Origin of the sequence: Limosilactobacillus reuteri (assembly GCF_020785355.1) — a bacterium.
GTDB classification, from domain to species: domain Bacteria; phylum Bacillota; class Bacilli; order Lactobacillales; family Lactobacillaceae; genus Limosilactobacillus; species Limosilactobacillus reuteri_I.
On the sequence record NZ_JAJGVH010000070.1, the window covers coordinates 105516 to 122846 of the forward strand.

The window sequence follows — 17331 nt, forward strand, 5'->3', positions numbered from 1 at the left end:
GAGCGTGTCACAAATGGTTAACCATACTAATATCTTAAACGTTTTAGACCAAATTATCAATGAAACCACCAGTCATATCCATGATTTCACTAATTCGAGGCATGACTTTACTCGAAAACGAAAATTATCTGCTAGTACGGTAATCAAAACGATTCTTAATATGCGTAGCAATAGTCTAAACGCCGAATTATTTGATGCTTTTCCCGAACCTAATAAGCAGGTCTCAGTTTCTGCTTTTGAACAGCAGAAAGCTAAACTTACCCCTGCTTGTTTCGAATATATTTTTCATCAATTTAACCGGCAAACAAATAATCAACAGCTATTGAATCATCAATATCACGTTTTGGCAATTGACGGGTTTGACTTAGCTTACCCTGGAACCCAGATTCAAATTATATTTGTGACTTTTCAAAATATAAACCTTATTGTCAAATGCATGTTAATGCCCTATATGATCTGTTAAATAACAGTTATCAAGACTGCGTAATTCAACCCAAAGCAAAGATGAATGAACGTGATAGTGTGTTAATGATGATGAACCGCCTGCCAAATAATGCCATCGTAATTATGGATCGAGGTTATCCTAGTTTTAATTTAATTGAAAACCTCAATCGCCATCAAGGAATATATTATGTTATTCGTGCCAGACTGTCCGGTGGTTGTATCAAAGAGATTAAAGAACTGCCAGCTAGCGAATGTGACCGCCAAATTAAATGTCGGGTTACCACTTCTAGCCGTTATTACATTGAGCACAAAGATAAAGAAAAAGTTCACTGTATTAATCATCACTGGCATCAGTATAAAGCATTTCGCTCAAAAAATACGGAAGATCAACGTTGGGATTTTGGAGTATTTTGTACGATTAATTTTCGTGCTTGTAAGTTTCGGATTGGGACAACTAAAACTGGAAAGCCGGAATGGGAAGTTCTAATAACTAACCTTCCCAAAGAGCAGTTTCTCTTATCGCAAATGAAGCGGTTGTATCATTTACGCTGGGGAATAGAAACTGCCTTTTCCAAGTTGAAGTATGATCTTGACACTATTCAGTTTCACTCAAAAAAAGATAAATTTATCGAAATGGAACTTTATGCCAATTTAATAATGTATAATGTCGTAAGCACAATTGTAAACCAAGCCTATGTTCCTCAGACTAATCATTGCCATTGGTATACAGTTAATTTCAAGATGGCGACCATAATAGTACGTCACTATTATCGTAATAATTGGCAGCTAAAGTTTCGTCAATTATTAGTACAGATTCAGGGATACTTGATTCCCATCCGTCCAGGGCGTAAAGATAAGCGGAAACTAAGGGCTAAAAGAGCGATTGATTTTGTTTACCGAGTTGCATAAATAGCAGTTAGGTAACTAATTGCCTTTCTTTAGTGTGCTTTAAATCATTAAAACCACCTGATTGACGACATTAAATCGTCAATCGGGTGGTTTTAAAATCTGCTAAATAGGTTTCTAAAGCAAGGATTAGATGATAATTGTCAAGTCACTAACTTAATGACATTGGGGAAAAACTTGGGTCCTTTTTGTATTCTGTTATGAAAGTAATTGTAATTATCATAGAAAATAATGTGCTAGTTATCAGATTTATCATAGCTAACGTTTAGCCCATGAATATTAACGCTCAATGCATCTAATAAAAATTTTCTACATTTTTTGTATATATTTATGGACTGAAAGGAGTTAATATAATGTTCTTTTATAAAAATTATGTTGCGCAGGTTGATGAATCTGATTGTGGCATAGCAGCGCTATCAATGGTTTTTAAGCATTATGGATCAAATTACCTACTCGCTTCTTTGAGAGAATTAGCGAATACTGACAAAAGTGGAACTTCAGCATTTGCATTAATAAAAACTGCTGAAAAGGTAGGATTTGATACAAAAGCGATAAAAGCAGATATGTCACTATTTGATATCAAAGACATTCCGTATCCCTTTATAGTACATGTCATTAAAAAATCTGGTTTGGAACACTATTATGTTGTTTTAGGGTCAACGAAAACAAAAGTAATTGTTGCAGATCCTGATCCAAGAGAAAAAATAAAGAAGATTAGTAAAGACGATTTCAAAAATGAATGGACAGGTGTCTCTATATTTTTGGTTCCTTCAATCGACTATGCACCTGTAAGCAAAAAGAAAAGGTCATTTATATCATTATTTGGGAAGTTGTTAACGCAAAAGAAATTGATTTTAGATATAGTACTTTCTGCCCTGCTTATTACAATTATTAGTATAGCAACCTCGTATTATATTCAATCAATAATTGATACGTTTATCCCTAACGATATGCAATACACACTAAATATAATTAGTATTGGTTTAATAATAACCTATATATTTAATGCCGTTTTTACGTATACAAGAGATTATTTACTAATTGTATTGGGCCAAAGATTATCAATAGATATAATTTTAGCTTATATAAGGCATGTTCTTCAGTTACCAATAACATTTTTTTCAACAAGAAAAATAGGAGAGATTGTATCAAGATTTACTGATGCAAATAAAATAATAGATGCATTAGCTAGTTCTGTGATCTCAATATTTCTTGATGTGTTGATAGTAACAATCCTTGGATTTGTAATGATGGTACAAAACTATAAATTATTTTTAATAACACTAATTTTTGTTCCATTTTACATTTTTATAATATTAGCATTCACAAGGACCTTTGAGAAAAATAATAATGATCAGATGGAGTATAATGCGATATTAAATTCTTCTATTATCGAAGATATAAGAGGGATAGAAACAATAAAGACTCTAAATGTAGAAAATCATGTATATAAAAAAATAGATCATGAATTTGTAAAATATCTAAAGAGTAATTTAGGTTATGAAAGAATGCTATTAATCCAACAGGCATTAAAGCTCTTTATACAAATGTTATTAAACCTATTGATACTATGGATAGGAGCTAGACTTGTTATAAAAAATAAGCTTAGTATCGGACAACTCATGACGTTTAATTCATTGTTAACTTTTTTTATTAATCCTCTACAAAATATTATAGGGCTTCAGCCAAAATTACAAAGTGCTAAAGTTGCAAATAATAGACTTAATGAAGTATATGGAGTAGAAAAAGAATTTACCGAAAAGACATATATTAATGATGTTAAAAAAATAGTAGGAGAAATTCAGATAAAAAATCTTTATTTCCACTATGGATTTAAAAACGACATACTTAAGAATATAAATTTAACATTAAAATCGAAAGAAAAACTGGTAATAGTGGGGACTAGTGGATCTGGGAAATCAACTTTAGCTAAATTATTAGTGGGATTTATTAAACCATCTAAAGGAGAAATTCTTTACGAAAATCATAAATTACAATTAATAGATAAACAAACATTAAGGAAATATATCAATTATATTCCTCAAGAACCATTTATTTTTTCAGGATCAATAGAAGAAAATTTAAGGCTAGGTAATAAAGAGAATGTAACTATTGAAGATTTAGAAAATGCTTGTAAAATTGCGATGATTTATGATGATATCGATAATATGCCTCAAGGATTTAATACTATGTTGGATGAAAACGGTAGCATTCTTTCTGGAGGACAGAAACAAAGACTCACTATTGCAAGAGCATTATTGTCTCCAGCCGATGTACTGATATTTGATGAGTCAACAAGTGGTCTAGATTCAATTACTGAAAGTAAACTTATTAATAATCTGCTTTTATCAAAAAGTAAAACAATGATTTTTATTGCTCATAGATTAAATATAGCAAAAAAGGTTAATAATATTTTAGTAATGAAAGATGGATCTATTTGTGAAAAAGGAACATATACAGAACTAATAGCAAAGCATGGGGAATACTATAAATTAGAACAGGGGTAATATCTTGGATAATAAATTATTTGAAAGTAGTGAGTTCTATAATAAAAGATTTAAAAGTTATACACAATATATTATGTATATTGTGATTTGCTTACTGCTTCTTATGTTAATCAGCTCATTCATTGTAAAGAAAGAAATTGTCATAAAAGGAGCTGGAAGTATTGAACCAAGTAAAAGCCCATTGACTATACAATCAACGTCATCAGAACCAGTGAAATACAATAGACTAAAAGAAACAAGTTATGTACATAAAGGTGAAGTACTTCTTAAATATGACACAAAAAGCATTAATAACGTTCAAGCTACTACAAAGAAACAGTACAATAAAAATCTTGCAGAAATAGATGAATTAAATATTTTATTAAACAGTGTTATGACTAATTCTCAACTATTTGATCATACTGATTCATTTGGATATAAAGAGGAATTAGAAAATTACTTTGATCAGAAAAAAATTTATCAAAATGAACTTAACTTATTAAATAGTCAGAATAGCTTTGATAAAAGCCAGATAAATTCTTTAATAGAGTTACAACAAGAGGTTATAGAAAACTACCAATCCCAGTTACAGCAAACATCAACTAATTTTAATGAAAGTGAGACTAAAAACCAGCTCTTTAATGCGCAAAAAGAACTTATCCAATTACAACATTTCAATTCAAGTACATTTAAGAAAAGAGAAATTGAATTAAAAATATCAGAATTTCAAAATACAGAATTAAACAAATTAAAACAACAGCTTCAGTCTAAAAACGATACAAGTTTGAAATTGGAAAACGAAATAAAGGAAATTAATAGGAAAAAAGCAGATTTAATTATTCGTGCTCCTAGAGATGGGATAATACATTTAAATGAAAACCTAGAAAATCAAAGTATTATTGTAAAAGGCACCCCATTATGTAAGATATATCCAGTATTAAAAGGGTCACATCAAATTAGGATTTCTTCTTATATTTCTGCACAGGATATTTCGTCAGTAAAAGCTGGAGAAGTTGTTAGACTTAAAATTAGTAAAAATCTCCCATCGCCAATAATCCTTCAGGGTAAGATTGATAATATAAGTGTCGTTCCAGAAATTATTAATGGTAAAAATATGTATAAAGTAACTGCTGTTTCTAATGTATCCAGTAAGACAAGTAGGCAATTAAGATATGGTATGATAGGCAATGTATCAATAATTAATGGAAAAATATCCTATTTTAAATATTATAAAAATAAGTTACTAGGAAAGGACAATTTGAATGAATAAAAAACTAGAAATGCTTAAAAAATTTAAAACAATGAAAAAAAACGAACTAAGAAAAATAAAAGGAAAAGGAGAACGCTTTGGTTTTTATCGTCCAAAGTTTCCTTGGAAAATAAAATGGTAATAAGTTCCATCAATTATATAAGTTACATTCTATTTTCCTTTTTATCAACATACACAATATCATTAATAATGTATATGCTGATTGGAGTGAAAAGTAAGCTAGTTGTTTTGACCGAAATAATTATAGCAGTAATTTTAGTGATTTTTGGAGATAATATGGACTATGTAACATATATCGCATATATATTAATATTAATTGTAATATATGTTACCTTAGTAAAATTACCTTTTAGGAATGTATTATCTAACCTATTAATCTCTTATATTTGTACTATATGGATATTTAGTCTTTCCTCGTTCTTAGGCTCCGTTATTAATAAATTGTTGACCCATTATTATCATAAGAATTTCATTAATTTTACACTCCCTACGATTATTATTTCATTAATGATTATCATCGGTGTGTATATCTTTATAAGTTTTGTAAAAGAACATCTTTTTACATTTTCAAAAGGTCTCGAATACGATATATACTCGAATGGGGTTATTTATAGTGAACTTTTGGTATTTGGTTTAGAAAATATTTTACTAATTATAAGCGATGTTTTAAATATACAGAAAGAAGTAAGAGGAGCCTTATTAGTTTCGCTATCTATTGCAATGCTTGTTATTGTCATCTATATAACGTTGTATAAACAATATTTAGAGAATAAATTAGAAAAACAACGTTTTGCTGAGCAGCAAAGATATTTAACGGAAATAGAAAATGGATACTTGGAGTTAAGAAAAAGTAGGCATGATTATAAAAATCTATTGTTGTCCTTGAATGGTTTTCTAGAAACTAATAACATTCATGAAGCACAAGATTACATATCTAAGCTACTAGATTCAGAAGCAAAGATAGCAAAATTAAGTAAAGAATATTATTTAAAAATAGGAAAGATTAAAGCACATAGTTTACGCAGTTTAATCTTTAGTAAAGTACAGAAAATAGAATTCTATGGTATTCAATTAAATATTGAAATTAATGAAAACATAACAAGGGTACCAGGTAATACCATTGATACCATTAGAGTTGTTGGAATTCTGCTAGATAATGCAATCGAAGGAGTATTAGATATACCAAAGTCTAAGATTACTATAAATATTATAAAATATAATAATTATGCTTATGAATTCGTTATTTCAAATACAATAAATAAGGTAATTGATTTAAATCGGTTAATGGAAGAAGAATACACAACCAAACATGGTCATTCGGGCTTAGGATTATCTACTATATTACAAATAGTAAATAATAATAATATGTATGATTTTGATATATCTAAGACAGATTCGAGCATTACTTTTAGTTTACGTATTCAGGAGGAGCAATAGTGATAAAGGTTATAATTTTAGAAGATGACAGAGAACAACGTCAATTATTAAGTAGAATAGTGTCGAATAGGATTATGATCAATGAAACCCCATTTGAATACAATATGGAGGTTGTTTTAAACACAAGTAATCCTCAAGATGTTATTAATTTTTTAAGTGAGAATCAAGATTCTGATTATATAGTATTTCTAGATATAGACTTAAATAGTGATATAAGCGGACTGAATGTTGCAGAATATATAAGAGATAAAATAGCTTTGGCGGAAATTGTTTTTGTAACAACTCATGACGAAATGTTAAGGGAAACTTTGAAGAGACGCGTTGAACCTTTAGATTTTATATATAAAGATACTTCATTTAAAAAATATAAAATGGAGATAATGAGTGCAATTGATGAAGCTAATAAGAGGTATAACCGAATATTTAGTAGTAATAAAAGCAATGAAGTTTTTACTTATGAAGCAATGAAGGGTATATATAAAAGAATACCGTTTAGTGATATTTTTTATATCAATAAAATTAAAGGAAAAACTAGAAAGGTCAAATTAGTAGGTGTAAATACTCAATTAACTTTTAGCGGCGAATTGAAAGATTTAGAAAAAAAGTATAAATTCTTTTTTAGAGCTAATCGTGAATATATAATTAATATTAATAATATAGTGGAAATGGATTCAACTAAAAGAATAGTTTACTTTAGTAAAAATAAAAATGTTAAATGTTCAGTCAGTATTAGACAGATTAGAAAATTAATTAAAATAATTAACGCTTAAAACAAAATACACTACAATTAGTGCCCTAAAAATAAATATTTTTAAATAAGGTGTACTATAAAAACAACTTTTAAGGGAAAGGAGAGATAAAAATGAATAATCTTAATTCTATTAATAAGTTTTCGTCATTGAGTAAAGAAGACTTAGATACAATCTATGGTGGACGCAATTTTTGGAGAAATGCTGGAAGAGCTGCTTATCATGTATATGATGCAATTAACTCCTATGGAAACGGTATTCTCGACGGATTATAATATGTAAGAGTAGGTGATTTAATAATGCTATTTAACAATCGGAATTTAAAGAAAAGAATTTCGAAAATCCTAGTTCTAATGGTAATTTTTAAAACACCTCTTTATAATTTAGGATTCAACAGAAATATCTTTGTAATTATTTTTATAATACTATTTATGTTCAACTTAGGTCAATTTTTTTATCAAAGAAAGGATAATTATAATGAATAATAAATTTTATTTTAGTAAAAATTACGTTTCATTGGATAAATCAGAGTTGACAAACACTAAAGGTGGATTTAATAGATTAGCCTATAATATGGGAAGGGCTACAGCTGGAGCTATAAAGATTATCAGCATAGTTTCTGTATTTAAGTAAATTTTTAATCAAATGCCTTAGATTTCATATAGTTCTAAGGCATTTAATTTTATAATTATCAAACAATCATATCATTAAAACAAGAATTTTAATGACTAGTTTAAAATAGATGACGAATATCTACTCAGTTCTCATAAAATGGTCATTGATTTTTTTGTTAATGGCCTCTTTTATTATGTACAAGAAAAGGCGCCAAGACAGCCTTTAAGCCATCCTGAACGCCTTAACTATAAAATAAACCGTATTGATTATTACGCCGGAGTATACATTTTGCTAAGCCTTGCGACAATATCGGGTAATCTCCAATAATTATTTTTGTTAGTAGCAAAGTCAACTAATTCTTTCTGTGTAATTATTTCACGTGGTTCAGATTCACGAGAAAATACATATAAACCACCTCTCAACTTCTTATCATTATATTTAATAAATCCGTTGCGAGTAAACAAATAGATGGCCTTATACTGACCTTTGTCTAAATCTTTAATATAATTATCAAAGTCTAAATTAATATGCCCACCATTCTTAACTTGCAAAGTATACTTATTATTATCCTTATCCTTCATAAGAAATTCGTATTTTGGGGTATTCCTCTTATTAGTAGAAGGAATTAAGACAAGTTGTGATGTCGAACTTAAATAAGCGTACACTAAATCTTCTACACCTTCAGATGTTAAGCTACTCAAAAAGGCATTAGGAGTATTTAGGTGAAACTCTGAAGAGGTATCCAAATGATACTCAGATTTGTCGTTACTTTTTGGACTGATTTTCCAGACGTAATCGCTGTATTCATATACTAGATCACTTTTTATAAGCGTAAATGTCCCCCGAGGTTCAACACCAGTAATAAAAGGTAGCACATCATCTGCGTCGTATCCTTCTTTGACATATTCAACACATTCTAATTGGGTTCCAGTGTCATACTTAACAGTTTCATCATCTATAACCAACTTAAAGGTGTCATCAATTACTTTCCCTACAAAGTATTTATTTTCATCGTAATCGAACAGCCAAACATAATCACTTTTTTTGAGGTATTCTGTACGCCTGCTTCTTTCACCTATTAAGTATTGAAACGACCATGCTGACTTTTTATGATTGTTATTCCAAGTTGCTGTGTCATTAAAATCTTTTTCGGCCATTTTTAGAAATTCGTCAATACTATAAATTGTTTCACTCTCGCCTTCACTTTTGTGATAGCCCATACAGGTCCACCCACCTGATACGGTGTTATTTTCACGTAAATATCTAGCCTTACCCGCTTTGGCATCTCTCTTTACCACAAATCGCCACACATTACCCATATTTTCGCACCTCTAAATTTTAGATTAAAGCCATGGTTTTCAGCATAACCTTACCCTTTTATTTACAAAGTGCATTATAGCACATAGTGTACTTGCGGCTGTATTCTAATTTTTGATCTAATTATTGCTAGATTATAAGTATACGTTGGTGTGTTTAATCTCTGGTTTTATAATGCTGGAGGTGCTGCTCAATGAAAGCAGTTAGAAATACTAGTCTCCATTTCTTATATCGAATAGTTGCGTTGCACTAATTATCTGGTAAAATGTTTAGGTGTTCACAAGCTAGATTGAGCTTTAATTATGTTTATAATATGTTACTATTAAACGTGAGTAACCGTTTTCATTAACGGGTGAAATAAAGGATTTTGCATAATGGATGAATGGATGAACTATGAACAATTTGATCGGCAAACATGGCACGGCTTTTTCCCAACTGATTCAGTGCGGTTAACCCAAGGAAACTTGGATGAAATTAAATCGTTGAATGACCGAATTTCAATTGAGGATGTGCAGGATGTATATTTGCCGCTAATAAAATTAATTCAACTGCGCTACCAGAACTTTTTGGAATGGCAGATGCAAAAGGCAAACTTTTTACAGCGTTCCACGATGCGCATTCCATATATTATTGGAATTGCGGGTTCGGTTGCAGTTGGGAAGAGCACCATCGCTCGGTTGATTAGTATTTTACTAAATAAGATGCTGCCGGATAAGCGGGTAGAACTAATGACAACGGATGGGTTCTTATATCCTAATGCAGAATTAAAACGGCGGGGGATCATGGATCGAAAAGGTTTTCCCGAATCATATGATATGGAAAGACTTCTAAAGTTTCTCAATGATGTCAAAGCAGGGGAACCAGTTGTTAAGGCACCTACATACTCGCATCAAGTTTATGATGTTCAATTGGATAAACCCTTGGTAATTGATCGTCCGGATATATTAATTGTAGAAGGAATTAACACGTTGCAATTGCCGAGTAACCAACAACTGTATGTCAGTGATTACTTCGATTGGTCATTGTACGTTGACGCAGATCCGGACTTGATTGAGCATTGGTATCTTCAACGATTTGGGATGCTGTTAGATACAGCCTTTACTGACCCGTCAAACTATTACTATCCTTATTCGAAGGGTGACCGCCAAGAAGCATTTAGAATGGCAAAAGATGTTTGGCAACGTGTCGACCTTCCTAATTTACGGGAGTTTATCCTACCAACTAAGAGTCGTGCTGACGTAATTTTACACAAAACTACTGGCCATGTCGTGGATAAGCTTTACTTGCGACGGGGTTAATTGGTTAGCCAACTATATAAGTCAATAATTTCAATATCAGGATCTAAGCCAGCGTAATTGAGCGCTGGTTTTACTGTAATTAAGAGTTTTTTATATTTTGCGGAAAGTTGGCGTAGTCCGCTGATTGCCCGACGATAGGCGCCATCATCAGCGAGCGAATAAGCAATTTGAATACAGGTAAAGATATCATTTTTAATTGCGACAAAGGTGATCTCATTATCTTTGATGCGGCCGCTATATACTTGATAGCCTTGGCTCAACAAGTCAATAAAGACGATATTTTCAAGGATCCGTTGAGAAAGGACATTCTTTTTCAGCGTAAGAGCTTGCCGGATACTGGGATCGACTGGATAATAACGAATGTTGGTACTTTTAACGTGGTGACGAGAAAAATCATATTCTTTGCACGGGTAAAAAATAAAGGACGTCTGTAAGAACTGTAAATAGAAATCGACCGTCTTATTAGAAGTAGTGATGTGGTGACGTTTAAGACTATCAACAATCTGAGAGATGTTTTGCGTGGTTCCAGCATGATGAGCTAAGTGATGGGCGAGTTGCTTAGTCAAGCCTGGGTTACAAAGGGTCGCTTGTTGGGCGAAATCAGTAATGATAATCGTGTTGATGATCCCATTCACGTAATTGCGGAGGTTAATCGGACCGTGAATTTCGTGGGTATAGGGAAAACCGCCCTCATTTAAATATTGATATAACGTTTGGGAATCAGCTTCTTGGTGGTTCCTTTTTATGTATTCACGGAAACTGCAAGGGAAAACGGGGATGATAGTATAAGGAACCATTTGTTGAAGATTTTCTTTTTCCAGAATAGTTTTGTTGGAACTTGTAATATAGATATCAGTATTAGAGAGTGAATTTAGGGCATTGACAACGCGGGCAAACTGGGGAACCACTTCGACTTCATCAAGAAAGATATAATTCATCTGATGTTTACTAAGCCGATCAAGGATAAATTGTAAGAGATATTCTGGATTGCATAATTCGTTTTCTAGGAGATATTCAAAGTTGATCACTTGGATTTGACTTGAGGAAATTTCTTGACGCCGGAGAGTTGCTCGGAACTGGTCAAGAATGGTCGTTTTACCACACCGACGAACGCCAACGAGAATCTTAATTGTTGGTTGGTCCATGTTGTTTATTAGTTGGTTAAGATATTTTGTCCGAATAAACATATTACACCTCAAGTAAAAAATAACTAACTAAATTTTATCAAATGCAGAAAGCGCATTCAAATCAACTGAATTTGGAATGGATTACAAATCCTGCACTAGAAAAATTAGTTAAATCTCTTAGTAAAAGTAAAAAAATAAATCTTTTTAATCCTAATGTATCAATGTTCGAAACGGTTGCACGTGATATTTATGGCTCATTTTTATTGACAATTACTGCTAGACCACTTAAGAAAGATACAGATTAAATGAGATGAGGAGGCTGTCGAAATGATAAAAACTGATAAAGATACTAAAACACTTGAAGCACAAGCGGTTGATGAAGAATTACGTCTATTAAATATTGATTTAGAACACTAATTAAATATCCTCAATAAAATTCCATCTAACGAAAAAGGCGTGAGAAAATTTGGCTCCCGTCTTTTTTGTTATGGAATATTAAATAATCATTGACCATGCCATGCTCAGCCTGTAAACTAGCCTTTAAGAATAAAAATTTGAACAAAGGAAGTGTCATTGTGGCAAACATCAATTTAGATGCGTTTGATAAGATCATTGTCTTGGATTTTGGTAGCCAATACAATCAATTGATTACTCGTCGGCTTCGTGATTTCGGTATTTATTCCGAATTGCTTTCTCACAAGTTGACTGCAGACGAGATCAAAGAGATTAATCCTAAGGGGATCATCTTCTCTGGTGGCCCTAACAGTGTTTATGATCCAAACGCATTCAAGGTCGATCCAGAAATCTTTAAGCTTGGGATCCCGATCTTAGGTATTTGTTATGGAATGCAATTAATGTCATACGACCTTGGCGGAAAGGTTGAAAAAGCTGATAACTCCGAATATGGACGAGCAGATATTGAAGTACTTGATGACGAGGCTGTATTATTCAAAGGTTTGCCAAAGAAGCAATATGTATGGATGAGCCATGGTGATTTAGTAACTCAAGCCCCAGCTGGTTTTGAAGTTACTGCTACTAGTAAGAACTGTCCAATCGCATCGATTGCTGATAATGACCGTAAATTCTATGGTGTTCAATTCCACCCTGAAGTTCGTAATTCCGAATATGGATTAGACATTTTACGCCGCTTTGCTTTTGATGTTTGTGGCGCTAAAGCAAACTGGACGATGGATGACTTCATCGATATGCAGATTGATGAAATCCGCAAAGAAGTCGGTGACAAGAAGGTTATCTTAGGTCTTTCTGGTGGGGTTGATTCCAGTGTTACCGCCGTTTTGATCCACAAGGCAATCGGTGACCAACTTACTTGTATCTTTGTTGACCACGGATTGTTACGTAAGAACGAAGCTGACCAAGTAATGGATGCGTTGAGCCGCGACCTTGGTGTTAACATCATTAAAGTTGACGCAGCAGATCGCTTCTTAGGTAAGCTTGAAGGTGTTACCGATCCAGAACAAAAGCGGAAGATTATCGGTAAGAAATTTATCGAAGTCTTTAACGAAGAGGCCAAGAAGATTAAAGATGCTGATTTCTTAGCTCAAGGGACACTTTATACTGACGTGATTGAATCTGGAACAGACACCGCACAGACGATTAAGTCTCACCATAATGTTGGTGGTTTGCCAAAGAAGCTTGGTTTCAAGTTAATTGAACCATTACGTAAGCTCTTTAAGGATGAGACCCGTGAACTGGGTGAAAAGCTTGGGATTCCACATGAATTGGTATGGCGTCAACCATTCCCAGGTCCAGGCCTTGGAATTCGTGTTATTGGTGAAATTACTCCTGAAAAGCTTGAGATTGTTCGTGAAAGTGATGCAATCCTTCGTGAAGAAATCAAAAAAGCTGGCCTTGATGAAGAAATTTGGCAATACTTTACTGTCTTACCAGGTATTCGTTCAGTTGGTGTTATGGGTGATGGCCGGACATATGACTATGCAGTTGCTATCCGCGCCGTTACCTCAATTGATGGGATGACAGCTGATTTCGCTAAGATTCCATGGGACGTCCTTCAAAAGATCTCAGTCCGAATCGTAAATGAAGTCGACCACGTTAACCGCATTCTTTATGATGTCACGAGTAAGCCACCTTCGACGATTGAATATGAGTGATGTTATAGGACAATATGAAGAGGGAAGCCTAAGATAACGGCATTTGTAGAGGCTCGAATTTGATAGAAAAGGCAGTTAAATGCAAGTTGTCTACCAAAAAGTCTACCAAATAATACAGTAAAAGGTACTACGTAATTGGAGTTTACGTAGTACCTTTTTGTATCGTTGATTGTCAGAAGGTTATTAGAAATATATGCGGTATATTTATTTTTTTGTAAAAATGATAGATAGGGTATGCTTAGGAAATAATATAATTATCTTTAATTAATAATCCATATTTCATTAATCATAGTGAATTGATTTTACTTAAACTAAAAAGAAATGTATCAATATATATAAAGAATATGTTGAAACATTATTTTTTATGGTGAATATTAGCTTTGATAGAGGATGCATCCTCCAGAGCTTGGTGAATGACATCCGCGTACCTTAAATGTTTTGCATTATAAAATGCTACCGAAATAAAAATAGTTGTAACTAATATTAAAATAAGCAGGCTAAATATTATGGGAATAACAGGAACTTGAGCAACAAGATGCGTGATAACTTTAGTGTTAAAATTTTTAACAGTGACATTACCGACTGTAATATCTTCATTAGTCCCAGATATGGTAAGGATAAGAGCAATTGTACTAACTATTAGAATTACTTTACTAACATTATTAAGTGTTATATTTCTTTGATAGACTTTTTTGGAAGATTTTAGTTCAATATAATGCTTCAAAGTAGTTATTTCGGTTAGTGATAACTTTTGTAATTCATACACTAATAGTTCATATAACAAAATACTATTAACATTACCGTTGTTGTCTATGTAAAGCTGCATTTGATTTTCAGATGGTAAAATCTGTTTTATATCAAAAAAGACTAACAAGTCATGTAGATAGTCATCTTTCCAGTTAATTTTATAAAATCTTTCAATGTTAGTAAGATTTTTCCAACTATTTACTTTATAATTGTTCCAAATTTTAGAATAATGTTTATCCAATAAATCTCCTAAATAATTGATTAATTTAATTTCTACTGAACACAGAATATAGAAAGATATTATTGGATAAACAACATTAAAGATAGAATAAAGTAATTTTATCTTGAATACGAACGATATAAAATCAATACCAGTGATTACAATAAAAGATAGTATTGCTATTATAGGATGATTATAAAAGAATAATATATTTTTCAGCTTTGCTTTTCCCATTAAGGATATGCACTCCAATCTCTTTCTTATTTTGGTAAGTATTTACGTATTAATAAAAATACAAATTAGTAACTCTAGTCGATATTATTAAATCTTATAAAGCTCAAAAGGTCTCCTTATCAACAGCTACATGAGACCTTTTGAGCTTTATTAGTATATTATTAGGTTATGAAAAAAATTATATCAATAGTGTTTTATGGAAATTAATTCTTTGAGAACCGTATTTAATTCATTATAATCATGATGCTTGATATGCTTTTCTAACAAGTCAATATAATATTGCTTTTGTGACTCCGCCATATCGCTAAATGCTAAAGCATCATTTTTATTTGAGATAAGTCGTTGGGCCCATGCAACTAATGGATGAACCAGATCAACAGGTATTTGCATAATTTCTTGAAGGGTGTCTAACAATAAACTAATATTTGCTTCATCACTATTTAAAAGAGCATTAAATAACTTTTCCCGTTGTTTATCTGCCCAAAGAGGTATTGATCCTTCATAATGCATTCGGTCAAGTCTAGAAAGCAAGATAGCACCTTGTCCAATAATACTATGTGCAGCTTTCTTATTAATATCAAGAATTTTTTTAATGTTTTCTTGTTTGAAAGGATCTTGATAGCCATTTTTGGAGTCCATGAATCGTAATATTTGAGCACCGCCTAGTCCAATTCCGTCTGTTCCTGTTTGGACAATATCAGTTAAATGCTTGAAACGAAAGCCAGCAGAGAAATATGTTAATAATCCTCGTTCATGAGCCTTATGAACTAAAACTAAAGAATTCTTATATCCTAGTTGTTCCATAATTGGATCGCTAGGATACCAGTTTGCTGTACCATCAAATGTAACTTTATCGAAGTTACCAGCTTTTGCAATCTCGATTCCTAATTTTGCAATTTCTGTTTTATCAGTAATTCTTTTAGCTTTACCATTATTATTGGCCAAAGTAGTGGGTCTATCATCAATGAGTGGATAATTAATGCAAAAAGCAGCTGCAAGTACCTGTAAACTTTCATCACGAATTACGTTTGCCGATACAGTTTGCATAAACTTTATAGCTTGGGATACAGTCATTCTTTCAATAGCTACTTTACATTCAGATAACCCATTCATAAAGATTGATGAACATACTGCAATTGTAGTATGAACTGATTTGATAAATGAATTCTCAAAAGTATCTTCGAACATTGGTCTCCCGACATAAGATGATACAGATGTGTCTTTACCTACGCTCATCTTTACTTTTCCTATTGTTGCTAAATCAGGCAAACGATATGGTTCTACTACTTCACGATCGTTTTCTTGACCACGTTCAAGATACTCAATGTGAACATTGGTACCATTTATAAATTCCATTTTACGAATTGTTCCTGTTAGATGGCCTAGTCCTGGATCGGTAATTGAAGCTTGTGTTTGAATTTTCCGAAAGCCACTGTTTCCCCATGGCACAATTGGAGCTTCGTTATAACCCCGAATGTTGATCATTTCAAATGCAATTTGTCTGGCTAGATATTCTTGGAATGTTGGATTTCGATTTTCATGTCTAATTAATGTATCCAATAAACTAGCTAGATTAATAAATTTAGCATTGTCTAGTCTATCGTAATTTAGAGAGGTATTATTGGCAGAATTACTTTTTAAATCTACTAATAATAGAAGGCGTTCATGTTTATTGATAAGATTGGCATACCCGCTTTTATTTGATGATAAGAAAGGTACAACAATATTTATTTGTTTAAGCAATTTTAGGTAAGCATTTGTTAACTCATGAATATCTACATAGTCTACAATTGTTGATAAGAAATCGGAAATTGTATTAACTATTTTTGTTGTATTAGCATCTTGATACAACGTTTGTAAATGAGTGTAGTCTTCTATTAATCTTTTAGCATATTTTGTCGGTGTTTTATCCACCACAGGCATATATGCAGAATCCTTAAAGAAAGTTTGATCAGTAAATTTTTTATCCTTAGCAATTTGAATGGTTAGGCGATATTTAATTTCAAATAAACTATTTAAAATTGCTTTTTTACTAAACCAGTTTGTAAGTAAATGTAACCAGAATTTATATCTTTAACATATCGACGATAATATCTATCATTTTCGATCACAATTTTAATCCTCCCAATCTGCAACGACTACTTTTCCAATCATATGCCCATTTTCAACAAGACTGTGAGCTTCTCTAAGATTATTGGCATTTATTGGGGAAAGTGATTGTGTTAAAGTGCATTGTAATTCGCTATTATCAATCAAAGTTGCTATTTTATTAAGAATCTCATGCTGTGATTGCATATCTGGTGTATGATAATAAGATTTTGTGTACATCCATTCCCAAGCGAATATAGCCTT

Annotated in this window: 14 protein-coding genes and 1 pseudogene; 10 read left to right on the forward strand and 5 right to left on the reverse strand. The window is 32.0% G+C overall.

The features are described 5' to 3' along the window. The first annotated feature begins 13 nt into the window (after positions 1-13). From LMB56_RS04895 to LMB56_RS04925, 8 genes and pseudogenes are all read left to right on the forward strand, one after another. A pseudogene (locus LMB56_RS04895) lies at positions 14-1353 on the forward strand (IS4 family transposase). A gap of 350 nt (positions 1354-1703) precedes the next feature. Next, positions 1704-3857, forward strand: coding sequence for a peptide cleavage/export ABC transporter (locus LMB56_RS04900; RefSeq protein ID WP_267865197.1), 2154 nt, complete (start codon positions 1704-1706; stop codon positions 3855-3857). A gap of 4 nt (positions 3858-3861) precedes the next feature. Further along, positions 3862-5106: an HlyD family efflux transporter periplasmic adaptor subunit gene (locus LMB56_RS04905; RefSeq protein ID WP_229283935.1), complete on the forward strand. Its 1245-nt coding sequence runs from the start codon at positions 3862-3864 to the stop codon at positions 5104-5106. Continuing rightward, a complete protein-coding gene (locus tag LMB56_RS10395) occupies positions 5099-5227 on the forward strand; it encodes a hypothetical protein (RefSeq protein ID WP_267865198.1) in 129 nt (42 codons plus the stop codon). Before LMB56_RS04905 ends, LMB56_RS10395 begins: the two co-directional genes overlap by 8 nt. A 386-nt stretch (positions 5228-5613) precedes the next feature. Continuing rightward, positions 5614-6543: a sensor histidine kinase gene (locus LMB56_RS04910; RefSeq protein ID WP_229283936.1), complete on the forward strand. Its 930-nt coding sequence runs from the start codon at positions 5614-5616 to the stop codon at positions 6541-6543. Next, positions 6543-7313, forward strand: a complete 771-nt coding sequence (locus tag LMB56_RS10475) for a LytR/AlgR family response regulator transcription factor (protein ID WP_229283937.1) — start codon at positions 6543-6545, stop codon at positions 7311-7313. Before LMB56_RS04910 ends, LMB56_RS10475 begins: the two co-directional genes overlap by 1 nt. 92 nt (positions 7314-7405) lie before the next feature. Then, complete coding sequence (locus LMB56_RS04920) at positions 7406-7567, forward strand: ComC/BlpC family leader-containing pheromone/bacteriocin (protein WP_229283938.1); 162 nt, start codon at positions 7406-7408, stop codon at positions 7565-7567. Between the two features lie 202 nt (positions 7568-7769). Further along, positions 7770-7925: a hypothetical protein gene (locus LMB56_RS04925; RefSeq protein ID WP_168353446.1), complete on the forward strand. Its 156-nt coding sequence runs from the start codon at positions 7770-7772 to the stop codon at positions 7923-7925. A 251-nt stretch (positions 7926-8176) separates the two neighbouring features. On the opposite strand, the gene LMB56_RS04930 is transcribed toward LMB56_RS04925, so the two are convergent. Next, a complete protein-coding gene (locus tag LMB56_RS04930) occupies positions 8177-9226 on the reverse strand; it encodes a hypothetical protein (RefSeq protein ID WP_229283939.1) in 1050 nt (349 codons plus the stop codon). A 372-nt stretch (positions 9227-9598) separates the two neighbouring features. On the opposite strand from LMB56_RS04930, the gene coaA reads away from it, so the two are divergent. Further along, positions 9599-10522 carry a type I pantothenate kinase gene (gene coaA / locus LMB56_RS04935; protein ID WP_229283940.1) on the forward strand — a complete coding sequence of 308 codons (924 nt, stop codon included), beginning with the start codon at positions 9599-9601 and terminating at the stop codon, positions 10520-10522. On the opposite strand, the gene LMB56_RS04940 is transcribed toward coaA, so the two are convergent. Continuing rightward, on the reverse strand, positions 10519-11709 hold the full coding sequence (locus LMB56_RS04940; protein ID WP_153703514.1) for an ATP-binding protein: 1191 nt from the start codon (positions 11707-11709) through the stop codon (positions 10519-10521). The genes coaA and LMB56_RS04940 overlap by 4 nt on opposite strands. 515 nt (positions 11710-12224) lie before the next feature. Between LMB56_RS04940 and guaA the strand changes: the two genes are divergently transcribed. Beyond that, the gene (gene guaA, locus LMB56_RS04945) at positions 12225-13778 is read left to right on the forward strand and encodes a glutamine-hydrolyzing GMP synthase (RefSeq protein ID WP_229283941.1); all 1554 of its coding nucleotides are present in this window, start codon (positions 12225-12227) and stop codon (positions 13776-13778) included. Positions 13779-14133: 355 nt separating this feature from the next. Here guaA and LMB56_RS04950 read toward each other — a convergent pair whose 3' ends face one another. The 3 genes from LMB56_RS04950 to LMB56_RS04960 form a co-directional block, all read right to left on the reverse strand. After that, the gene (locus LMB56_RS04950) at positions 14134-14979 is read right to left on the reverse strand and encodes a hypothetical protein (protein ID WP_229283942.1); all 846 of its coding nucleotides are present in this window, start codon (positions 14977-14979) and stop codon (positions 14134-14136) included. Between the two features lie 183 nt (positions 14980-15162). Next, a complete protein-coding gene (locus tag LMB56_RS04955; protein ID WP_229283943.1) occupies positions 15163-16902 on the reverse strand; it encodes a hypothetical protein in 1740 nt (579 codons plus the stop codon). A gap of 192 nt (positions 16903-17094) precedes the next feature. Continuing rightward, a partial coding sequence (locus LMB56_RS04960) for a zinc-binding dehydrogenase (RefSeq protein ID WP_229289117.1) occupies positions 17095-17331 on the reverse strand: 237 nt, incomplete at its 5' end.